Source organism: Bacillus pfraonensis (genome assembly GCF_050768835.1).
Taxonomy (GTDB): Bacteria; Bacillota; Bacilli; order Bacillales; family Bacillaceae_G; genus Bacillus_A; species Bacillus_A pfraonensis.
This window is the reverse complement of the sequence record NZ_JAHCDO010000038.1, coordinates 17,563-38,918: the sequence shown is the minus strand read 5'-3', so window position 1 is coordinate 38,918 and position 21,356 is coordinate 17,563. Positions and strand designations below refer to the sequence as shown.

The window sequence follows — 21,356 nt, the reverse complement described above, 5'->3', positions numbered from 1 at the left end:
ACCTTAGTAAATTACAAGGTTAATTTATGAGTAAATGATGAAATTTTCAGTTTTATATAAGTGGAAATTTCACACCTAAATATTTTAGAAAAAGAGAAATAATTATAAGATCTGAGAGATGTTTTGAATTTCTTTTTGGGGAAAAATAGTACGTTGCTTGGGGATTATAAGAATACATGACAAATAGCCTTGCTAATTAACTTTTTTTTGAGCAAGGCTAAGTTCTAGATGTTTTTTAGGACTTTAGAACGCCCATTTTTTGTAAGACCGAATCCATTTTCTTGCTATTAAGCCAGTCTATAATTGGAAGTTTGCTTTTAGATTTTTGTGCATGTTCCATATTGGTTAAGGCTTCTTTTGCTTCAAAATTTTTACGCTCTTTTCTTTGTTTAGATTTTTCAGCGAACATTTTAGCTCCAGCAGATGTTGCGAACGGACAAAAATTAAAAGCAGTGTTAACTGATATTTTAAATATATTTATTGCTACCATCATGGTATTCCTTTCTCTGAAACTATACATGATTGGAACTGTATTTATTAATGACAAGTTAGATGGCGTGGCATATGTTCTTGCATTAGTTTCATTTAGTATGGCTGTCATAGATGGACCAAATGTGGTAGAACGGTTATTTGGAATAGATATTGGATTAAAGAGTAGTTGGGGCGTATTAGCTGGTGGTTTCGCATTTGGCAAAGGACTTGGCAGTATCGCAAATTCTAAGCCAATGAAAGGTCTTGCAAATATGCTTGGCAAGGGGGCTACAAGTGCAGCAAAAGGCACCGCACAAGGAGCAGTGAAAACAGCGAATGCAGCAGCTATGACAGTAGGAGGTATGGCTGGTATTATTAGCGGTTTAAAAAAAGATAACAATGATGGGAAGAATGAGTCCTTACAAAATGAAATGAAGAAAGCGGAACAAAAGAAAGGGCAAGGGAATCCTTCAGAGAATAAACAACAAAATCAATTGAAGAAGGAAGAAGAGAAAAAGAATGGTGCAAATGCATCTACTCAAGAAGGCGTGAATCAAGAAGGAAATGCAAAACCTGAAGTAGCAAGTACTCAAGAACCTGGAATGACAAGCCTTCAAGATGAAATAAAGGAGGCTGGTATAAAACCTGAAGGAAACCAGGGAACAGCAGGAACAGAAAAACCTGGTGCAACTGAGGGAAGTCCAACATCAAAAGGAAAGCCGGAAATGAATCATGGTAGCCAGTTATCGACAAGTACAGAAAAACAAGGAACAGATCAAGGTAACTTAGTAACGGCAGGAACAATTAAGGGAGGAAGTAGCCAGGCAGGAATGGAATCGCCAAGTTCTACAACAAATAATGAAGGTAGATCTTCAGTAGAAAGTTATAGACCAATAGCAAGTGAAAGTAGTTCGACAGTAGCAGAACTTTCAAGATTAGCAACAAGTGAGGGAAGTGCATCTTCGGTAGAAAGTTATAGTTCGGTGATGGGAGGATATAGCGAGGTATCGGTGGCATCGGCTAGAACAGTGAGTAGTGAAGGACGTACATCATCAGAAGAAAACTACAGACCAGTAGCAAGTGGAGGAAGCGAGGCATCTATGGAATCGCCAAGAACCGTAACGGCAGGAGATGGTACACCTTCAGAAGAAAATTATAGAACCATAACAACGGGAGGGAGTCCGGCACCTATCGAATCATCAAGATCAGCGGTGAGCGTGGGAAGTACATCATCAGAAGAGAGTTACAGACCAGTAGCAAGTGGAAGAAGCGAGACATCTATAGAATCGCCAAGAACTGTGACAACAGGAGGAAGTTCAGTACCTACAGAATCGTCAAGATCAATGGTAAGCGTGGGAAGCACATCTTCGGAAGAAAGTGCCAGACCAATAGCAAGTGAAAGTAATCCAGCACCTATCCAGCATGAGACACGTACATTAGGACAATATACGACAGAGAAGGTGAAACAAGGTGTTTCGTCTACTACATCGTCCGTCAAACAATCAGCAATCGGAATGAAAGAAAAGATTAGTAATTCTCAAACGGTCATTAACACAAAACGTTTTTATGAAATGGGTCAAAATACAGGAAAGGGTTGGAGAGAGATTGTAAGCAAAAATAGGAATAAGAAAGGTGAAAAATAAGCGTAAAAACATACGCTTATTTTTTATGTTCAAAAGGGAGGAAATACAAATGAGAAGTTATCGTATCCCAAAAGAAATTAGCACGGAACTAAGGATTAATAAGGTGTTGTACCTATTAGATTTCTTTTTATTGATTGGATTATTAGTTGTGACAATGATTCTAAGGAATTTTGTACATGATTCTTTACAGCTCCCCTTTTGGCTGTTCATGGGGAGTATCGCAATTCTCATGATTTGGAGACCAGGTACAAACCCTGGGAAGCGAATGTATGAAGTACTACTTATCACATTACTAAGAAGAAAAGGTGTATATTGCGCTATTGATAAGGATCAATAAGGGAGGGGTTATATATGGCACTTTTCAATGAAAAAGAGTTAGAACAACAAGAAATCACAAAGAAAGAGGAACCAAGAATCAAAAAGAAAACATTTCGTTTTAATGAGAGAGAATTAGAGCAGTCATCTCTCTCTAAGCCAAAAGAAATTGTTAAAGTGATTCGGGAAGAAGAAAAAAAGGAAAAGAAGTCAAAAGCAAAACAAAAACAAAAGAAAAAAACAGTATCAGAAAAGCAACCCATACAAAAGAAAAACGCTAAGTTCGTAAGCTTTTTCTCTAGAAAAAAGAAAGAGGCACCACCAAAAGTGAAAAAAAGTATTGCGGAAATTATGCAAGTTGTAGACATGACAGAGGATGGCATTTTTGAACTAAGAAATGAAGAATTCTTAGAGATTTTACAGGTTGAAGGAGAGGATATGTACTCTAAAAATAACGAAGAACAAGCATTTGTTATTTTTTCTCATGCTTATTTCTATCAAGCATATAAACATGCGATTAAACTTGTCTTTTTAAACTTTCCATGCCAAACAACGGAACAACAAAAATATATCAATAAGAAAATTAGAGAATGTGACAATCCCTTATATGAAAGAATCCTAGTTCAAAAGTTAAAAGAACTGAAATTTTTAGAATGGGGAAGAACCAATCGTGAAGCCTTACTTTTCATTTATGGAGACAGTGAATTAATTGTAAAAGAGCGTGTAGATGCAGCAAAACGCTATATAAAACGTTCTACGGAACTATTAGATATTGACGAAGACAAAAAGCTAGAAGTTCTGTTCAAGTTGTTTAATCAAAATGCAAAATTGGGTACCAAAAACATTTAAAAGTGAGGGGGAAGTCATTATGTTTGGACTCAAAAAGAAACCAGCAAAATCAAAAGAGGAAAAGCAAAAAGAATTAAAAATGAAAAAAGGGTATAACCCTTATTTATTAGCGAGAATCCAGCCCCAAGGGGGCGTGGATTTTAAAGATAGTTTTGTCCGAACAGGTGATGGATATGGAACATGTATACATGTATATGACTATCCAACAGAAGTAAATGACTTTTGGTTAGAACAAATTATGAATATGCCAAACGTTATTACAACACTAGATGTAATGAGTGATAACCGAAATGAAGTTGTTCAATCTATAAATAAATCCATGAGTGAACAGAGTGTAAGGCATAGTACAGCAAAAGATAATATAGATCGGATTGATGCACAAAATGAATTTTTAGAGCTGGAAGCTCTCTATAAGGATTTAAAGCAAGGGGAAGTTATGAAACGGATTCACTTACGTATCTATGTATCTTCTAGAACGATAGATGAATTAGAAAAACAAGTGAAAGAAATCATGGAAACATTAGAATCCTACAACTTTAGAGGGGCTGTTTTCTTAAACGAACAAGAATATGAATGGGATGCATTAGTCACGAGCTTTGATGTACAAAAAAACTATGTAAATCGAAGAAAAGGAAAAGAAATTCCGGCTGTCAGTTTAGCTGGTGGGTGTCCATTTCACTTTTCGTATTTGCATGATCCATATGGTACGTATTATGGAACAACTAAAACAAAAGGGAACGTCATCTTCGATATTTTTCATAAAGACAAACAAAGGAAAAGTTACAACGGGGTAATGATCGGAAAGCCTGGTGCTGGAAAATCAACATTACTAAAAAAGAAAGCAGTAGATAATGCAAGTAAAGGACATTTTATTCGCATTTTTGATGTGGTAGAAGAATTTACAGATACAGTAAATGAATTAGGTGGAAAAACGATTGCATTAGATGGTTCGCAAGGACAAATTAACCCACTTCAAGTATATAAGACGGCTGAAAGTGAAGAGGTTAGTTTCATTCAGCATTTATCTAAATTGACAACTTTTTATCGTTTTATTGCACCTGAAGCGAAAGATGATGAGATTAAAGAGTATGAAAACTTACTTAGAAAATTATATATCCGTATGGGTTTGTGGGATGAGAAAAGGGAAATAAAAATGAAATTACAACAAAAAAACCAAAGGAGTATCCAATATTTACAGACTATTTAAAGTACGTTCGTGATGAATTGTATGAAGACTTTTCATCGAAAAAACATCATGAAAACTTAGGTGAGAGTAGAAAACATCGCTTGGAATTAATTGAATTAAATATCGTAAATTTAGTGGAAGCATATGCACAATTATTTAATGGTCATTCTTCCATTGAGGACTTTAAAAAGGAACAAGTTGTATCCTTTTCCTTACGGAATATTTCAAGCTTTAAACCAGAAGTGTTCCAGGCGCAAATATTTAATGTATTAAATCTACTTTGGGATGAAATGATTTCAAATGGCGCACCTCAATTAAAAGCGTTTAATAAAAAACAAATTGACTTTGAAGATGTTGTTCGCTATTTCATTATTATTGACGAAGCACATCATATCATAGTGCGCCCGTAAGGGACTTATACGATTGCCTGAATAAGGCTAGAGAAGACGACTCTCTATTGTCAACCACCTTATCCTAAGGGGAAACCCAAGGGGGAGTGTAGCATGGTGTGTAAAGGCACAAGTCAGGTAAACCATACATCCTGCGACTGAGTGTCGAGACGAAAAGATTGAGAAAGAATAAAGCTGGATTGCCTGAACCCCAGTGCAAGGAGAGTAATGGTGTTCCATTACCTATTATGGTTAAGAGGTAATGTTGATAGGGTTAGCGTATTTAATGATTGCGTCTAACAAAAGTGCAGAGTATTTGGTTATTGCTCTGCATGTCGTCCAATATATCAATCCACGCTCAATATAGAGTGAACGCACGAACGGGGGTTCCTAACTCAATCGCAAGTATCGGTAAGTTGCTAAACGGGGATTACCTAAGTCGGAAAGCCTGAATAAGGCTATGGTACAACTGGTATCTGAATATCCGATATGGTAACGGAGTTCTCGTAGTAGTCTGAGCTAGGGAAAGCCTAGTACATGGCGAAGGGGAACAGTTTATCCTATCTAAAAAATAAAGGAAGGTTATGGTGGATGCCATGAGAAGACCTGAATTGATTTTAGACGTCCTAAGTAAAAAAGCCAGAAACAAGGATTATGTATTTGAAGGCTTATACAAGAATCTCTATAATCCTGACTTCTTCCTAAAAGCATATGGAAATATCTATGCAAAAGAAGGGAACATGACAGAGGGTACTGACGGCAAGACTATAGACGGCTTTAATCTCGAACTTGTTGAAAAGTTAATCGAATCGCTCAAAAAGGAATCTTACAAACCTAAACCTGCAAGAAGAAAATATATTCCTAAGAAAGATGGTAAGCAAAGACCGTTAGGGATACCATCTTTTAATGATAAATTAGTCCAAGAAGTTGTGAGACAAATCTTAGGAAGTATCTATGAAGTACGCTTCTTAGACTCGTCACATGGTTTCAGACCTAAGAGAAGCTGCCATACTGCTTTGATGGCAGTAAAGGGAAAATGCTCAGGTGTGAAATGGTGGATAGAAGGAGATATTAAAGGCTTCTTCGACAATATCAATCATCAAACATTGATAAATTTACTAAGAAGGACAATAAAGGATGAAAAATTTATCAATCTAATATGGAAATTCTTAAAAGCAGGGTACATGGAGGATTGGGTATTCAATAAAACTTATAGTGGAACACCTCAAGGAGGGATTGTAAGCCCAATACTAGCCAACATATATCTCCACGAATTAGACTCTTTCATGGAGATATTGAAATTCAGCTTCAACAAAGGCAAAAGAAGGCGAAACAATCCCGAATACAGCAGCCTAAATAATAAGGTTTGGAACCGTAACAAAAAAATACGGGAACAAAAATTGAGCGAAGAAGAAATAAAACAAGTTGAAAAAGAAATTAAAGAACTGTCAATGGCAAGAGAAAAAATATCGTCAGAGGATCCAATGGATGAAAACTTTAAACGATTGCAATATATACGATACGCAGATGATTTCGTTGTTGCAGTTATAGGAACAAAAGAAGAAGCTAAGGAAATTAGAGATAAAATCGCCAGATTTTTAGATAATACTTTGCAATTGGAACTTTCAATGGAAAAGACTCTTATAACCCATGCGAAATCAAAGCGAATGTCTTTTCTAGGATATGAAGTTAGTGTAGGAGGGAACAAAAAAGTCACTTCTTCAAGTGGAATTACACGAAGAAGTCTTAGTGGCATTCCTATGCTACATCTACCGCATGAAAAGATGAGAGACTTTTTATTTAATAAAAAGTACATGGTAGAAAAAAACGGAAACTGGAAAGCTACCCATCGCAAGGATTTGATAGGGAATGATAATTTAGAAATTATAGCGACCTGCAATGCGGAAATAAGAGGATTCTACGAGTACTATAAATTGGCGGTAGATGTGAGAAAGCTAGATGGTGCATATCACATTATGAAAACGAGTTGTGCCATGACACTAGCCAACAAATACAAAACTTCTTGTCACAAGATTTATAGAAAGTTTAGCCAAAAGGGAATCTTTGGAGTCTCTTACGAGACAAAAAAAGGAACAAAATTTCGTCCCTTCTACAATGAGGGTTTTAAAACAATTAAAACTCCTACATTAAAAAGCATAAGATTATTTGACTACGAAATAGATTCTAAGCCCAACGAAATGGAATATAAAGGACGCACTTCTCTAGAAGAAAGGTTACTTGCAGACAAATGCGAGTACTGCGGAAAAGAGGAACCATGCGAAGTTCATCATGTGAGGAAATTAAAAGACCTCAAAGGTAAGAAAAAATGGGAAGAATTTATGATAGCTAGGAGACGAAAAACATTAGTTCTTTGTAAAGATTGCCATGTTAAACTTCACGCTGGCAAAATGGATTAGGGCGAATCTAGGATAAATGGCGAGCCGTATACTCTGAGAGGAGTACGTACGGTTCCGAGAGGAGTTCTTGAAAACCTACTTCTGCGAAGAAGGAAAGGCGTCGGGTTCTTACTCTACAATACAAAAAAAGAAAGTGCTCATGCACTACGATTTTTAATTAAGTTTAGCCGGGAAGACCGAAAATATTTCGCAGGTCTTTTATATGCGAGTCATAGTATTCGAGATTTTGTACCGGATGGATCGTCACAAGAAATGGTAGATGAAATTAAAGTATTATTCGAGCTTACACAATACAAATTTATTATGCAGCAAGATAACAACAGCTTAGATATGTTACGAAGAGTATTTGCAGGACAGCTAAGTGAAAGTGAAATTGCAGCCATTCCACATTTACCAACTGGTGATGTCATTCTCAGTATCGGGGCTGTAAAAAATATTCACTTCCATGTAGAAGTAACGGACGAAGAATTGATGTTATTTGGTGGAGGTGCTTAATACCATGCATATTGTTTTAAAGTTAATACCGAAAAAATGGCTTATCACTTTAGGGTTACTTGTGGTGGGTCTTTTTGCACTTCTTTTAATGGGAGTCATGAGTATTTTTATAACCGCAATGGGGAGTGATAGTGGTACGGAAAGCGGTGAGATTACGTACACAGGTGAAGGGCAAGTGATGAATGTTTCACCTGAAGTTTTGAAATGGGAACCAACAATAAGAAAGTACGCAAAAGAGTTTGGAGTGGAGGCTTTTGTTCCCTTAATGTTAGCTCAAATGATGCAAGAGAGTGGTGGGCGTGGCAATGATCCTATGCAATCATCTGGTGCGACACGTTTCTCTATAAGTACGCAAGTACGAAATGAGAGTGTTGCTTAATTAAAAAGCAATAACAACTAATATATCGAGAATTGGAATGAAAGCCTTCATGTTGAGCTGAAACAATTCCATTAATACTCCTACATGCATGAGGAATTAGTAGATGAGTCATGTATGAAGCTAGGTGAAGTCGCCTGAACCGGCCTAAGTGACTATTTCCAGTCATATGGCTTGGGATAGGGCGGATGGCTGAAAAGATAACTATGGTGAGAATGTCCAAATAGATGGACTGACGAATTTGCGAATGTACGGGTCTAAAATTGCACTATATTGAAAGATATAGCATACGACAGTATGGTGAAATACCGAAAAGTAAATATCTGATGGGTTGAAATTCGGAGTAGAAAACAATGATTCTACAATTTCACAGGCTCATAGTAAACACCTAAGGTTATCATGGATAGCTAGATATATTGGAACGTGGTAAACAAGAAACAGCCAAATCAAACAGCTACTACTGGGCAGGTGGATATAAGGTGAATCCGAAATTCCTTTATTCTTGTGAAAGTAGGGGCACAGTACCGATGAAGCGGTGATAACAAGTCGTGGAGGGATAGCCCCAAGTCTAATTTTTACATGTTTTGATTTGTAGAAAAATGAAGTTCAACGGTCTGGTATGAATGTGGGCAAAACACCAAGGAGGTGTCCACAGTTGAACGCAACAATGAGATATTGGGAATATTACAACATGCAAGAAACGTTTGATAAGTTATATGAAGACAGCCAAGCTGGAAAATCATTTCACGGATTATATGAAAAGATAATTTCAGAAGCTAATATTCTACTAGCTTATCGAGCCATTAAATCGAATAAAGGTTCAAAAACAGCAGGCACAGATTCATTTACAATTGATAATTACAAGCCAATGGATAAAACAACCTTTTTAAATATGGTTCGTAATCATCTGAATCAATACAAGCCTAAAGCTATAAAAAGAGTATTCATTCCCAAACCAAATGGTGACAAAAGACCTTTAGGAATTCCAACCATGTTTGACCGACTCATTCAACAAATGATTCGGCAAATATTAGAACCGATTTGTGAAGCAAAGTTCTATGAACATAGCTATGGATTTCGACCTTTAAGAGGTACACGACATGCTATTTCAAGAGTGATGTATCTAATTAGCCGAAACACCTTTCATTACGCTGTCGACATTGATATCAAAGGGTTCTTTGACAATGTGAATCATACGTTGTTATTAAAACAACTATGGAATATGGGAATTAAAGATAAAAGAGTGCTTAAGCTGATTTATTTGATTCTAAAAGCGCCGATAAAAGGCGAAGGAATTCCGCAAAAAGGCACACCACAAGGAGGAATACTCTCGCCGCTACTATCAAACGTGGTTTTGAATGACTTAGACCAATGGATAGCACGACAATGGCATCATTTTCAATCTGACTATGAATACACAGAGCCTGCCAATCGAAGTCGTGCGCTGAAAAGAACAAAGTTAAAGCAAGGATACATTGTGCGTTATGCTGATGATTTTAAAATCATGGCAAAAGATTTCCGAACAGCGCAAAAATGGTTTATCGCTACAAAATTGTACCTAAGAGACCGATTAAAACTTGATATTTCAAAAGAAAAATCAAGAATCATCAACCTTAGAAAAAATAAATCTGAATTTCTTGGGTATTCATTATATGTCGTCCCTAAAAGGAACAAATGGGTCTGTAATTCCAGAATTTCAGAGAAAAAGAAGAAACAAATAAAATCTGAAATAAGAAGGCGAATTAAAGCCATTCAGCGATCAACAACTCGGAAAAATGTACAATTGTATAATTCTTATGTTCTAGGTCTGCGTAACTACTTTAGATATGCAACACATATAAACATTGATATGAAAAAACTCGCATTCAATGTATCCTTAAATATTTTCAATCGTTTAAAAAATATCGGGAAGTATGGATTACCTATTAATGCACCACCAATATACAAGAAATTCTTCAAAAATAATTATCGAACATTCAATGTTTGTGGAATCTACCTATACCCATTATCAGATATCCAAACGGCAACTATTTGGAATTACACCCAAAGCCAAACTCCTTATTCTAAAGAAGGTAGGCGTATTGCCAATCATAAAGAACTAGATAGAGGTGTATTGAGTGAGATAACTAAATTGCTTACTGTAGATATCATGGATAGAAGCCTAGAATATTTTGATAATCGTATATCAAGATACTCTATGGTAATGGGGAAATGTGAGATATTAAAAGAATTTTTAATGGCAAGTGAAGTGCAATGCCATCATTATGTTCCATTAGAATTAGGAGGAACAGATGAATATAAAAACCTGAGAATTATCCGAAATGATATTCATAGGTTAATCCATGCGATTGAAAGAAAAACGATTGAGAAATATTTAAAAGGACTACTTTTGACTGATGAACAGCTCAAAAGAATAAACCAATATCGAAGAGCTTGTAATTTAGGAGAAATCAAACATGTAATAAATTAGATGGAACGCCGTATGAGGTGAAAGTCTCACGTACGGTGTGGTGCGGGGGAAAAGTTGGAGATAACTTCAAAGACTTACCTATCGCAATAAGGAGCGTATAACACTAAGTACTGTAAAGCACCAAACTGTATTACGGATCCTGATTATTCCATTTGGGCGGGAGTACAAGAATTTAAACATGCAATTGAGCGAGCGGGTGTAACGGGACCAGGTGATATGGATCACATTAAAACCGCCTTGCAAGCCTACAACTTTGGAACAGGATTCTTTGATTTTATTGCAAAAAACGGTGGAAAATACACAAAAGAATTAGCGATTCAGTTCTCCGCAGAAACCTATCAGAAAGTAAAACATACGGGTATATATCGTTGTGTAAGACCTGAGATGATACCCTATGGGGCATGCTACGGCGACGCCGTGCGCCCGTAGAGGGAGCAAGAGAACATGGTGATTGCAAACCATTAGGTCTTCCCTAAATGACCTAGCATCACTTGACTAACCTTGGAGGGAAACTGAAGAGGGACAATAGCATGTCAAGAAAGCCGTAAGTTGATTAATCATCGAATCACGACTGAACGGCAAGATGTGAAGTATGGATAAGGATGAAAGCTAAACTGCTTGAACGATAGCACAAGGAAGGCTACCGTAACTCATTTCGGAAGATGGTTATATACGGAATGTGGTAGATGACATAGCGATAAGTGTGTCGTCGCTATGTTTAGGGACATTTACCATCCTCCACTATACGTGGAAACGTGTGAAAATCGCATCCGAAACCATATGTGCAAGTCTCTTGTCTTCTAAACGGGGATTACCTAAGTTGGAATGCCGAAAGGCTATTGAGGATGACTTCAAGGCTCTGCCAAGAAGTGTGGCTCATGAATATCTAATAGGGTAACGGAGCCTTCATAGTAGTCCGAGCTAGGGAAAGCCTGGCACATGGCGAAGGAAGGCAGTCTGTCCGCTTAAAAATGAAATTGGGGAGGTGCGAAAGGCATCATGCAAAGTCCAAAAGTAGTGTTAAGCAACCTGCAAAAACAGAGTCAAAAGAAAGAATATAAATTCCGAAGACTCTATCGAAATTTGTACAATCCAGAGTTTTATCTCACTGCATATGACAATCTAAGTAAAAATGATGGAGCACTCACAATGGGTGTAGATAAACGTTCTATTGATGGTTTTTCAATAGAAGTTATTGAAGGACTTATAGGAACTCTTAAACAACGGACATACCAACCGTTTCCATCAAAAAGAGTATATATCCCTAAGAAAAACGGAAAGAAAAGACCATTGGGTATACCTAGTTTTGCGGATAAATTGGTGCAAGAGGTTGTGAGAATGATATTGGAAGCTATATATGAACCTACATTCTCTATATCATCACATGCTTATCGAAAAGGAAAAAGTTGTCACACGGCACTTCAAGAGATCCAAAGAACGTTCACTGGTAGCAAGTGGTTCATTGAAGGGGATATTAAAGGTTTTTTCGATAATATCAATCATCATACCCTGATTGGCATTCTAAGAAAACGTATCGAAGATGAGGCATTTATTGAACTGATATGGAAATTTCTTCGTGCTGGATACATGGAAGAATGGAGATTTCATAATACCTTCAGCGGTGCACCACAAGGAGGTATTATCAGTCCACTTCTTTCTAATATCTACTTGAATGAGTTAGACCAATACATGATGGATTTTATACAACAATTCAATAAAGGTAAAAAGCGGAAGAAAAATCCTGACTATGAACGAAAATATACTCAAATGAGAAGCTTGATTCGGAAGTATAAAAATGCATTAGAAGAAGAACAAATGGAAGAAGCACAACAACATTTAGAACAGGCTAAAGCGTTAAAGAAAGAATTACGAACAATTCCATATAGTAATCCAATGGATTCAAATTATAAGCGTCTTACTTATGTTAGATACGCTGATGATTTTCTAATTGGTGTAATTGGCTCGAAGTACGATGCAAGAAATATTAAGGAAACATTGACTGAATATCTAATGGAAACACTTCAATTGGAATTGTCACAAGAAAAAACGCTTATTACCCATGCTTCCGAAAAACATGCAGGATTTCTCGGTTACAACATTCGTATTTTCAGAGGAAGTGAACCTCGAAAAGATGCGATTGGAAGAGTATGTAGATACCTTAATGGAAAAGTTCAATTGAAAATGCCTCACGAAGCTTGGGTCAACAAGTTAAAGAAATACCAAGCTATTAAAATGAGTGCCGATGGCACTTGGATGCCAAAAGAAAGAGGATACTTCATTCATAATGAAGATTTAGAGATTGTCGCTCAATATAACAGTGAAATAAGAGGATTGTACAACTATTATCGGCTAGCAGAAAACGTGAGCAATCATATGCATCGTTTTGCTTACTTTATGTATTACTCTATGCTAAAAACATTTGCATCTAAGTATAGAGTTAAAACAAAAGAGATTCGAAAACGCTATGAGAAAAATAGACGATTTACTGTCACATATAAAACACCTCGAGGAGAAAAGCAAACCTACTTTATTGAACGTAGTTTTCCCCGAGAGAAACAGTCAAAAGAAGCGAACTTGGATTTAATTCCAGATACAAAATATGTGCTAAGTGAAACGAAACTCTCTGATCGAATCAAAGCAGAACAATGTGAATTGTGTGGGAAAACGAATACCACAATTCATATGCATCACGTAAAGAGATTGCAAGACATTAAAAATAAGCCGAACAAATCCTTTCTAGAGAAACGCATGGTTTCAAGGAATCGTAAAACCATAGCGTTATGTAAAGAGTGCCACGTTAAAAGGCACAAAGGAAAAGTCTAGCAGGAGACAGATGGAGAGCCGGATACATTGAGAGATGTAAGTCCGGTTCGGGGAGGAGCACTTGAAAACCTACTACAGTAATGTAGCAAGGCGTTGGGTGCTTACTCTACTTATATGTTGATGCCGTGTTGAAATATTATATACCTGGCGTACCAGTAAATGGTGGTGGAGGAAGCGCAGGAGGCGGTTCTTCAGGTTCACAAGTTGCTGATGTGGGACGTCAATGGATTGGACGTTCTACCTATGTATTTGGTGGTGGACGAAAACAATCTGAAATTGCTGTAGGTATATTTGATTGTTCAAGTTTTGTCCGCTGGGCATTTGAACAAGTGGGGATGAATGTGGGTTCTGTGGGACTGGTGAGTACAGAAACTTTGAATAAAATTGGTACACAAATTTCACCAATGGAAATGAAAGCTGGTGATGTTATTTTCTTTGATACGTATAAACACGATGGTCATGTTGGGATTGTCATTGACCAGAATACATTCATCGGTTGTCAAACAAATAAAGGAGTTTCAATCGAAAATCTATCGGATGCATATTGGAGTCGAGTCTTTAAAGGACATGTGAGACGTTACTAAGACTATAACAAAACTGGATAAGAGATTACAAGTTAAGGAGGCGGAATGAGTGAGTGAAACGAATGAAAAAGATAAAAGAAAAGTCTGGTTTGTAACGCTTGCAATTGTTATTGCAGGCGTTACTTTTTTGAACATCTTTTTGTATTCTCGTAACGATGAAACGGGTGATGTAAAGCAATTAAAAGTTCGTAACCAGATGTTACAAACTGAAAATGAAGAACTGAAAAAGAAAGTAAAAGAAACACTTCCTTCGGAACAGGAACAAGAACGACAATCGTATCTTTCGGCAGTAGAGAAGTTTATTCAGTTATCCTTTCATCGAGAAAAGCAGGGGTATGAAGGACGAAGAGAACAAGCAAAAAAATTAATGAAGGATGAAGTGTTTCAGCTCTTTTATCCAACGGATACATTTGAAATGGAGGACACATACGTATCTAAGCCATCTGATATGAAGTTATATTTACAAGACTATAAAATTGGTGCTTCTCAGGTAGAAGTGATCGCAGAATTTCAAAATACTGTGACGATTGGTGCGAATGGAACAACAGATAAAACGAAAAATGTGATGAAAGTAACGGTGCAAAAAAATCAAGAGAGTTGGCAAATAACCAATGTAGAAGAACTAGCAGTTCAAATCGTTACATCTTAAAAAAAGTGAGGTGTTGAGTAAATGGAAGTTGTAAACAATGGTGTGAATTTAAGACGTAAAAAATCATGGATATATGGATTGATTGTAGGATTTATGTTTTTTGGTTTTTTTGGCTTTTTTACTTCGAAATTATATTTACCCTATGAAGAACCAGTCTATCATACAGAGCTGAAAAAGCCGGTTACGTTATTTGGAAATCGAATCATGACGATAGAGAAAAGAGCGTATGATCCAGCTTCTCATACGATAGAAATGTTTCTTCATGTAGAGGGAGGAGATGGAGAAAAGTATCAGTTCCAGGCACAAGAAAAAGCAAATCCGAATCTTCAATTACCAGTAAAAGTGGTGTACCAAGATGATGAAAATATGGTTGTACAAGTGAAAGAACTATCTCCAAAATGGCAAGCAGTTGCGCTCGATGTATTTGAAAAAAATAATCGAGATGTAACAGTAGAGACAAAGCAAAAGGCTGAAGGAGAAAATGAAACTTCAAAAGAAGATGAAAAGCAAACATTCTTAAAATCATTCTTCGCTGACCAAAAGAAAACAGAAATAGAAGAGGGTATTTCACAAAAGAGTAAAGGTAAGTATGCAAAAGTATTTATCGGTATGGAACAAAAAATCTTAAAAGAAAAAGTAAAACAATATGATGAAGCTATGAAACAAGAAACATCTAAACAAACAGAATGGCAAAAGCAAATCACAGAATGGAAGAACGATTCTAAGTACCAAACTGAAACGGAAAAAATGGAAACGGATGCGAAAATCAATTCAAAAGAAACGAATATTAGCCAGTCAAAAGAGAAGGTTGAACTATATAAATGGGAGCAAGGGCAAGTGAAAGAAAAGATTAAAAAATTAGATGAGAAAGCAAAAGATGTAGAGCGTTTGTGAAAAAAGTGTAGTGTACCTTGAATGTACTTTCAGGGTTTTTAGGTGTACCTTGAGTGCACTTTTAATAGATTTTCAGTGTACCTTGACTAAACTTTGGAAGATATTTACTGTACCTTGAGTGTACTTTTGGTTGCTTTTCTTGTTCCCACGGTTTCGCTAGGCTTTGCCTAGCTTCACACCCTAGGTGGGAACAAAAACCCCTTATGCTCTTCTCACTATTTTTAGTGGAGATCCCAAATTTAGAGGAGGAAACGAAAATGGAGGTCAGAGTTCGAAATATGAACCCGGTTGCCGTGAAACGTATTGATGAAATTGCAAAGGCGAAAGGGTTATCCAGAGATAAATTTTTGAAAGGGCAACTTGAGACATTGGCGTTTTATCGTGAACAACAAAATCGTGAATTGTATCTTCAACAGTTGCTAGAAAAAAATATCTATGCAATGGAGAAATGTTTTGAAGCAGTCGAGAAGATGAATGCCTTTTTAGAAGTCATGACACAGGATGATGAGTTATGAGTCCGGTGACAAGTCCTACACAAACAAAGGTAACACCGGGCGTAGTGACTGTGTCTAAGTTTGTTACAGCGGATGGAGAAAGTTTTCAAGATTATGTAGAGTATATCGACAGAGAAGAAGCAAAAAAAGAAGGGCAAGCACACAAAAGAATGTTTTCTCTATATCAAGATTACATGGGGAATTCTGAGAAGACCTCTGCTCTTTTTACAGAGCAAAGTAACTGTTTAAGTAAAAAGGAAAAGAAAGACCTTAAAAAGATGTTTCAGCTTGCTCAAAAGAATAAGAGTATCATGTGGCAAGATGTGATTACGTTTGATAACCAATGGCTTGCAGAACATGGCATATATGATCCGAAAACACGTACAGTAGATGATAAAAAATTGATGGATGTTACTCGGTTAGCAATGAAAGAAATGTTGAAAAGAGAGAAGTTAGAACATACAACGGTTTGGTCGGGAGCGATTCATTATAATACGGATAACATCCATATTCATATCGCAACAGTGGAGACATTTCCAACGAGAGACCGTGGCAAGCGAAAACAAACAACATTAGATGCAATGAAAGCGAAAGTGGCTCAAAATATTATGGATCGTGGGCAAGAACAAAAACAGATAAACGATTTGATTCGCAAGAACATGGTGGCAAAAAAGAAAGAAAATTCTACATTAAAATGGCGCAATCGAGAACTAAAGCCATTGTTTAAATTTATTTATCAGCGTTTACCAGAAGACAAAAGGCAATGGCAATATAGCTACAATACATTGCGTCCTTTACGCCCTCATTTGGATGCCTTAACGCAAAAATATGTTGAGAAGCATCATAAGGAAGATTATAAACAGTTTCTTCAAAAGTTAGATGAAGAAGTGGAGGTATTAAAGAGAGCGTATGGAGAAGGCCCTAGTGATAAGAAACGATATGAAAATTATAAGGAGAATAAAATAGAAGAGCTTCATAAGCGAATGGGTAACGCATTTTTGCAAGAGATGAAAGTATACGATAAAGAACGTCAGCGTATCGATAAAATGTTAGAACGAAAACCCAGAGAGCGAAGAAACTTTCAGCAAAATGTTTCGATGCAGTATGCGCTAAGAAAAATGGAAGGTGCGTTCAAAAGTGAATATGAAAGTTGGAAAAATCAACGTTACTATGAACGTCTTGAGAGAGAAATTCAACAACAAAATGAGAGGGGATATGAACGATGAGTAAGGTAAGGCGTGTACTAAAGTTAGAAAAAGAAACTGATGATTATCTTATGGCATTTAAAGAAGAGCATAAAATTAGATATAACGGAGTTGCTTTGGCGCAAATCTTTAAAGAGCATAAAGAAGCGAAACAACAAGAATGGTCGCTTCGATATATTACAGAAGTCGTGACAAAACACCTTCATGAAGTATTAAAGGAAGAGTTAACAAAAATTCGACTTGGTACGAATAGTGCTGATAAAAATACACAAATGTTAATTGAGTTTATGAATGGCATCTATGAGCATGAACAGTATCAAGGGGTTTGTACAACTGATATTGCAGAAACTGAAGCAACAAAACATATAAGAGAAGTAGTAGAGGAAAGAATTGCACATAAAAGACAAAAGAAAATGGATTATCAAGCTTCGAGGGGGCAAACAAAAGAAGTGTTTGTTCCAATTGAGGAGGTGAACCTATAGAGCTACTTGAAGAGATTGTGAGGAAGAAAGGTCAATACAATGAAAAGGAAAAGGGGAAAAAGAAATGTTACTATTTCATGAAGATATTGAACTTGGAATTATAAAATTTATTGGCGAAAGAGAAGTTACTTTTCACGTCGCAAATCAAGAAGTAACAATCCCATTAACAGAAGAGGAAGAACAAGAGTTATTCGATTATATTGAGCTTCCAGAAAATGATTTATTGATTCCCATCAACATGAAAACTCATAAAATATGTGTTCCAACAGACTTAGAAACTTGGAATGAAGAAACGATGGATGAATTAATAGAAGCTTCATCAAAGGGAGCGGAAAACAATGAGTAAAAAGCGTTCCCCTGTTTCATTTGAAGAGAAAAAACAAAAGGTAGTAGCACTAACAAAAAAGATGGAAAAGAGCATAGAAGGTTATTTTCGTTCACCAGAAGATTTAAAGGAGTATTTGTCATTTATGGCAAAGTTTTATCGTTATTCACCATCCAATATTGCATTAATACAGAATCAATTTAAGGGATCCAGAGCCGTGGGTTCCTTTTCTTTTTGGAAAGAAAAAGGTTTCTCCGTTAAAAAAGGTGAGAAAGGCATTCAGATTCTAGTTCCGAACCAGACGACAACAAAATTCAAAGGTAAAGATGGTACTTGGAAACCCGTTGCGAAGGCAAATGAAGAAGAGAAGAAGCAAATTGAATCTAAAAGTGTAGAAGTGAAACCAGGTCGCTTATATTTTTCTGTCGGCTATGTATTCGATGTGTCACAAACGAACGCGAAAGCGGAAGATTTACCTCGTATTTTTCCAAATCGTTGGCTAGAAGGAACTGTGAAAGATTATAAGAGTTTGTACAAAGGAATGGAAGCTATTGCAGAAAAGAACGGTGTGAAAATTATTGAACTGAAACATGAGCTTGGGGTTGCAAAGGGGGTGAGCTATACCCTAACAAAAGAAGTTGCTTTAAATCCACGAAATAGTGAATTACAGAATGTAAAAACGCTCCTTCATGAGCTAGCGCATGCCAAACTTCATACAGCCGAAACACACATGAATTACACGGCACCTGAAAAAGAGTTTCAAGCAGAAATGACAGCTTATACGGTTTCTTCGTATTTCGGAATTGATACCAGCGAGTATTCGTTAGGATACTTAGTCAACTGGACACAAGGAAAAGAATTAAAAGAGAAATCAAAATTACTAAAAGAAGTACATGAAACTTCTACTGAATTTATTGAAACCATTGAAAACATTTTGGAAAAAGAGAAAGAACAAATACAAGAAAAAGAGGTGGAAAGTATGGGAAATGTAAAAGAAACACCTGTTCATTTGGTAACGATTGAAGTCTTGGATAAGGATAAACAAGATGAGGAAGTTGCAAGAATACACATGATGGATGCCGTGACAAAAGAAATCAACTACTTATCAGTATGGAATCCTGATAAGTCTGATCGAGGCGACTTATATGTTTCTTTAATGGAGAAAAGCGGTAGTCGAGAAAATGTCTATTTAGACAACATTTTGAAACCAGATGTATATGAAAAAGTTCAGAATTCCATCTTCGACAGAAAAGGCAATCAATCGTTTCTTCTACATGAAAAGGATGCAATCATGAGCCTAGATGAAATAGTAAAGGATGAACGATATGGTGTTTTGGTAGATAAAGCAGAGGAACAAAAAAATCCATCATTTAGTGAAAAAGAAGTGGAATTGTATAAAGAGATGAAGAAAGAAGGATATGCGCCCATTGGCTTTCTTGAACAAAAATTAAATCCACTTCCTCACACAGCTAAACATGTTACGGCTTCGATGGAAAAAGAATTAAGTGAAAAATATGAAGCATTTAAGCGGGCTCAATCTAATGAAACGGTGAACGATATTGACAGTATTATAAGCCGTGTACAAGTGGAAGAGCGTTATTTTGCAACCAAAAATGTAGCAATTGATAATGAACTCATTACCCAAGAATCTGTTAATCAGTTAGAAAGTAAAGTACAGGAAAAGTTGAACAAAGAAGGAGTTATGGTTACAAAGCAGACCGAATCGAAAGTGGTTGATCGGGAAAAGCAGTTTGAACCATTCTCGAATTTTGCACAATTCCAAAATGTTGCAAAGAAAAAGAAACAAGAGGTGGAATTAGAACGATAGATGGCTTGTGTACACAATTTAATATAGAAACAATATCATCACTTATCGTTGAGAACGAGAAGTGATTTTTTATTATAAAGGAGGAAGTGAAAAGTGAATATACAAGAACAACTGAAGCAGGATGAAATCAGAGAAGCCTTATATGAACAAGCACTTAAGATGACTGGTAAATCAAAAGAAAGGTTTCCTGAAGGAAATATGCATGAAAAACAAAGAGGAGTGGAACCAGGTGTTACTCGTTTTGCAATTCCATCTGTGACAAGCGCAATGGACTGGGGACAAGGAGATATCACAATTGATATTCATCATGATACGGGGAAAGTAAAAGTATATGAACAAGAAATAGATGGTGAGAATTGGTCAAAATCCTCTCTTCGACTTACAGGAGAGAAGCAGTTGTCTGATGTGGTGAAAAATTTGATAAAACAAAGAGCGATTGAGCGGCAAAGAATGGATGAAACAGCCAATCAAAAGATGGAAAATCAAGTAGAACAGTCTTTTCAACCACTAGAGCCATTAGACGAAAAAAATCATGTGGTGGTGATACCTAAAGAAATGTCCAAAGAGTCTTATAAGGATTCATATAAGGAACACGTTTTAGAAGAGCTTGCTCCTTCCCAAGAAGAGAAACAATACAAAGAACAGTATAAGATTGAAGTACTAGTAATGCTAGGAAGTGAGAAAGAAAAGGCACCTCATCCAAAAGAAGAGAAAAAAGAAGCCCGCCTAGAACACCAAGAAGAAAGACATACGTAAAGTCGGGAAGAGCGTGTTAAAGAAATGAAAGAGTTTGAGAAGACACATTCATATCCTGAAGTATACCGGTTGAAAAAGGAAGCTCTTCAGGAGTTAAAAGGAATGAATCTAACAGATTCTCAGCGGGAAAAGTTGTCCAGCATTGAAAAAGCCTTAGATCAAGAAAAACAGGAATATGATAAAAACAGTAAAAAAGAATCGAGCCAGGAGAAAGAACCGAAAAACCAAAATAAATTCGCACAGCTTTTTCATCGGTTTAAAGGTGTGAAAAAGAACGAACAGCCAAAAGAGGCGGAAATGGAACATGCTAGATAGATATAGGTTGAGGAGAGTACTGTGAAACAGTGCTCTTCTTCTTTTTAAAAGCGAAAGGAGAGAAAAGAATGGTAAACATTGTTGAAATTGTAGACATCGACTATACGGGTGTATGGGCGGAAACAAAAAATGCTGAAGAATTGATTTTTATTTCTTTTCCAAAAGAAAAAATTCAAATGGCACGTGAAATATTGTCAGAGAAAAAGCAAATGTATGTGTTTTTGCAGAAAGATTGGGAATGGAGAAAGATGTCATGAATCCATGGATATTTGCTGGTTGTATGTTGCTTGTAGTCGTGGCATTGAACATTTGTTTATGGATGGGGCAATGTGTGATGAAACGCTTCAAAATGCGGAGAATCAAGCGTCAAAATTAAAGATGTTACATACA

General features: G+C 36.5%; 18 protein-coding genes and 4 pseudogenes. All 22 read left to right on the top strand.

All coding sequences use genetic code 11. From position 1 onward, the window contains the following. Positions 1 to 341: 341 nt before the first annotated feature. The 22 genes and pseudogenes from KFD70_RS25375 to KFD70_RS25270 all read left to right on the top strand — a co-directional run bounded on the left by KFD70_RS25375 (position 342) and on the right by KFD70_RS25270 (position 21,342). Positions 342 to 2,114: a DUF8208 domain-containing protein gene (locus KFD70_RS25375; protein ID WP_336454083.1), complete on the top strand. Its 1,773-nt coding sequence runs from the start codon at positions 342 to 344 to the stop codon at positions 2,112 to 2,114. A 49-nt stretch (positions 2,115 to 2,163) separates the two neighbouring features. Next, a complete protein-coding gene (locus tag KFD70_RS25370) occupies positions 2,164 to 2,451 on the top strand; it encodes a DUF5592 family protein (protein ID WP_016133029.1) in 288 nt (95 codons plus the stop codon). A 14-nt stretch (positions 2,452 to 2,465) separates the two neighbouring features. Beyond that, complete coding sequence (locus tag KFD70_RS25365) at positions 2,466 to 3,278, top strand: TraC-like domain-containing protein (RefSeq protein ID WP_336454084.1); 813 nt, start codon at positions 2,466 to 2,468, stop codon at positions 3,276 to 3,278. A 19-nt stretch (positions 3,279 to 3,297) separates the two neighbouring features. Next, positions 3,298 to 4,874: pseudogene (locus KFD70_RS25360) on the top strand (VirB4 family type IV secretion system protein). Between the two features lie 575 nt (positions 4,875 to 5,449). After that, positions 5,450 to 7,270 (top strand): reverse transcriptase/maturase family protein, encoded by a 1,821-nt coding sequence (locus KFD70_RS25355; protein ID WP_336454113.1) that lies wholly within the window; start codon positions 5,450 to 5,452, stop codon positions 7,268 to 7,270. 111 nt (positions 7,271 to 7,381) lie between these two features. Then, positions 7,382 to 7,765, top strand: a pseudogene (locus KFD70_RS25350) (VirB4 family type IV secretion system protein); the annotation flags it as partial. Between the two features lie 4 nt (positions 7,766 to 7,769). Continuing rightward, positions 7,770 to 8,144 (top strand): lysozyme family protein, encoded by a 375-nt coding sequence (locus tag KFD70_RS25345; protein WP_336454085.1) that lies wholly within the window; start codon positions 7,770 to 7,772, stop codon positions 8,142 to 8,144. A 652-nt stretch (positions 8,145 to 8,796) separates the two neighbouring features. After that, positions 8,797 to 10,611, top strand: coding sequence for a group II intron reverse transcriptase/maturase (gene ltrA / locus KFD70_RS25340; RefSeq protein WP_336454086.1), 1,815 nt, complete (start codon positions 8,797 to 8,799; stop codon positions 10,609 to 10,611). Between the two features lie 90 nt (positions 10,612 to 10,701). Next, a pseudogene (locus tag KFD70_RS25335) lies at positions 10,702 to 11,025 on the top strand (lysozyme family protein); the annotation flags it as partial. A 585-nt stretch (positions 11,026 to 11,610) separates the two neighbouring features. Beyond that, positions 11,611 to 13,434 (top strand): reverse transcriptase domain-containing protein, encoded by a 1,824-nt coding sequence (locus KFD70_RS25330; protein WP_336454087.1) that lies wholly within the window; start codon positions 11,611 to 11,613, stop codon positions 13,432 to 13,434. Between the two features lie 110 nt (positions 13,435 to 13,544). Beyond that, positions 13,545 to 14,018: pseudogene (locus tag KFD70_RS25325) on the top strand (C40 family peptidase); the annotation flags it as partial. Between the two features lie 49 nt (positions 14,019 to 14,067). Continuing rightward, a complete protein-coding gene (locus KFD70_RS25320) occupies positions 14,068 to 14,667 on the top strand; it encodes a MerR family transcriptional regulator (protein ID WP_336454088.1) in 600 nt (199 codons plus the stop codon). Between the two features lie 21 nt (positions 14,668 to 14,688). Next, positions 14,689 to 15,561, top strand: a complete 873-nt coding sequence (locus tag KFD70_RS25315) for a hypothetical protein (RefSeq protein WP_336454089.1) — start codon at positions 14,689 to 14,691, stop codon at positions 15,559 to 15,561. Between the two features lie 257 nt (positions 15,562 to 15,818). Next, the gene (locus KFD70_RS25310; RefSeq protein WP_336454090.1) at positions 15,819 to 16,076 is read left to right on the top strand and encodes a hypothetical protein; all 258 of its coding nucleotides are present in this window, start codon (positions 15,819 to 15,821) and stop codon (positions 16,074 to 16,076) included. Then, positions 16,073 to 17,281 (top strand): MobP2 family relaxase, encoded by a 1,209-nt coding sequence (mobP2, locus tag KFD70_RS25305; RefSeq protein ID WP_336454091.1) that lies wholly within the window; start codon positions 16,073 to 16,075, stop codon positions 17,279 to 17,281. The genes KFD70_RS25310 and mobP2 overlap by 4 nt, the downstream gene beginning before the upstream one ends. Beyond that, complete coding sequence (locus tag KFD70_RS25300) at positions 17,278 to 17,742, top strand: hypothetical protein (protein ID WP_336454092.1); 465 nt, start codon at positions 17,278 to 17,280, stop codon at positions 17,740 to 17,742. The genes mobP2 and KFD70_RS25300 overlap by 4 nt, the downstream gene beginning before the upstream one ends. Positions 17,743 to 17,806: 64 nt before the next feature. Next, positions 17,807 to 18,088, top strand: a complete 282-nt coding sequence (locus KFD70_RS25295; protein WP_336454093.1) for a hypothetical protein — start codon at positions 17,807 to 17,809, stop codon at positions 18,086 to 18,088. After that, positions 18,081 to 19,895: an ImmA/IrrE family metallo-endopeptidase gene (locus KFD70_RS25290; RefSeq protein WP_336454094.1), complete on the top strand. Its 1,815-nt coding sequence runs from the start codon at positions 18,081 to 18,083 to the stop codon at positions 19,893 to 19,895. The genes KFD70_RS25295 and KFD70_RS25290 overlap by 8 nt, the downstream gene beginning before the upstream one ends. A 93-nt stretch (positions 19,896 to 19,988) precedes the next feature. Continuing rightward, on the top strand, positions 19,989 to 20,651 hold the full coding sequence (locus KFD70_RS25285) for a hypothetical protein (RefSeq protein ID WP_336454095.1): 663 nt from the start codon (positions 19,989 to 19,991) through the stop codon (positions 20,649 to 20,651). A gap of 102 nt (positions 20,652 to 20,753) precedes the next feature. Next, positions 20,754 to 20,966 carry a hypothetical protein gene (locus KFD70_RS25280; protein ID WP_336454096.1) on the top strand — a complete coding sequence of 71 codons (213 nt, stop codon included), beginning with the start codon at positions 20,754 to 20,756 and terminating at the stop codon, positions 20,964 to 20,966. Positions 20,967 to 21,034: 68 nt separating this feature from the next. Beyond that, positions 21,035 to 21,223, top strand: a complete 189-nt coding sequence (locus KFD70_RS25275; protein ID WP_187427796.1) for a hypothetical protein — start codon at positions 21,035 to 21,037, stop codon at positions 21,221 to 21,223. After that, entirely contained in the window at positions 21,220 to 21,342 is a 123-nt protein-coding gene (locus KFD70_RS25270) for a hypothetical protein (RefSeq protein ID WP_336454097.1), read from the top strand. Before KFD70_RS25275 ends, KFD70_RS25270 begins: the two co-directional genes overlap by 4 nt. Positions 21,343 to 21,356 lie beyond the last annotated feature (14 nt).

Excerpts from the sequence above, each read along its gene's own strand:
- KFD70_RS25370 (WP_016133029.1), top strand. The coding sequence starts at position 2,164 with ATGAGAAGTTATCGTATCCCAAAAGAAATTAGCACGGAACTAAGGATT.
- KFD70_RS25365 (WP_336454084.1), top strand. The coding sequence starts at position 2,466 with ATGGCACTTTTCAATGAAAAAGAGTTAGAACAACAAGAAATCACAAAG.
- KFD70_RS25355 (WP_336454113.1), top strand. The coding sequence starts at position 5,450 with ATGAGAAGACCTGAATTGATTTTAGACGTCCTAAGTAAAAAAGCCAGA.
- KFD70_RS25345 (WP_336454085.1), top strand. The coding sequence starts at position 7,770 with ATGCATATTGTTTTAAAGTTAATACCGAAAAAATGGCTTATCACTTTA.
- KFD70_RS25330 (WP_336454087.1), top strand. The coding sequence starts at position 11,611 with ATGCAAAGTCCAAAAGTAGTGTTAAGCAACCTGCAAAAACAGAGTCAA.
- KFD70_RS25315 (WP_336454089.1), top strand. The coding sequence starts at position 14,689 with ATGGAAGTTGTAAACAATGGTGTGAATTTAAGACGTAAAAAATCATGG.
- KFD70_RS25310 (WP_336454090.1), top strand. The coding sequence starts at position 15,819 with ATGGAGGTCAGAGTTCGAAATATGAACCCGGTTGCCGTGAAACGTATT.
- mobP2 (WP_336454091.1), top strand. The coding sequence starts at position 16,073 with ATGAGTCCGGTGACAAGTCCTACACAAACAAAGGTAACACCGGGCGTA.
- KFD70_RS25300 (WP_336454092.1), top strand. The coding sequence starts at position 17,278 with ATGAGTAAGGTAAGGCGTGTACTAAAGTTAGAAAAAGAAACTGATGAT.
- KFD70_RS25295 (WP_336454093.1), top strand. The coding sequence starts at position 17,807 with ATGTTACTATTTCATGAAGATATTGAACTTGGAATTATAAAATTTATT.
- KFD70_RS25290 (WP_336454094.1), top strand. The coding sequence starts at position 18,081 with ATGAGTAAAAAGCGTTCCCCTGTTTCATTTGAAGAGAAAAAACAAAAG.
- KFD70_RS25280 (WP_336454096.1), top strand. The coding sequence starts at position 20,754 with ATGAATCTAACAGATTCTCAGCGGGAAAAGTTGTCCAGCATTGAAAAA.
- KFD70_RS25275 (WP_187427796.1), top strand. The coding sequence starts at position 21,035 with ATGGTAAACATTGTTGAAATTGTAGACATCGACTATACGGGTGTATGG.
- KFD70_RS25270 (WP_336454097.1), top strand. The coding sequence starts at position 21,220 with ATGAATCCATGGATATTTGCTGGTTGTATGTTGCTTGTAGTCGTGGCA.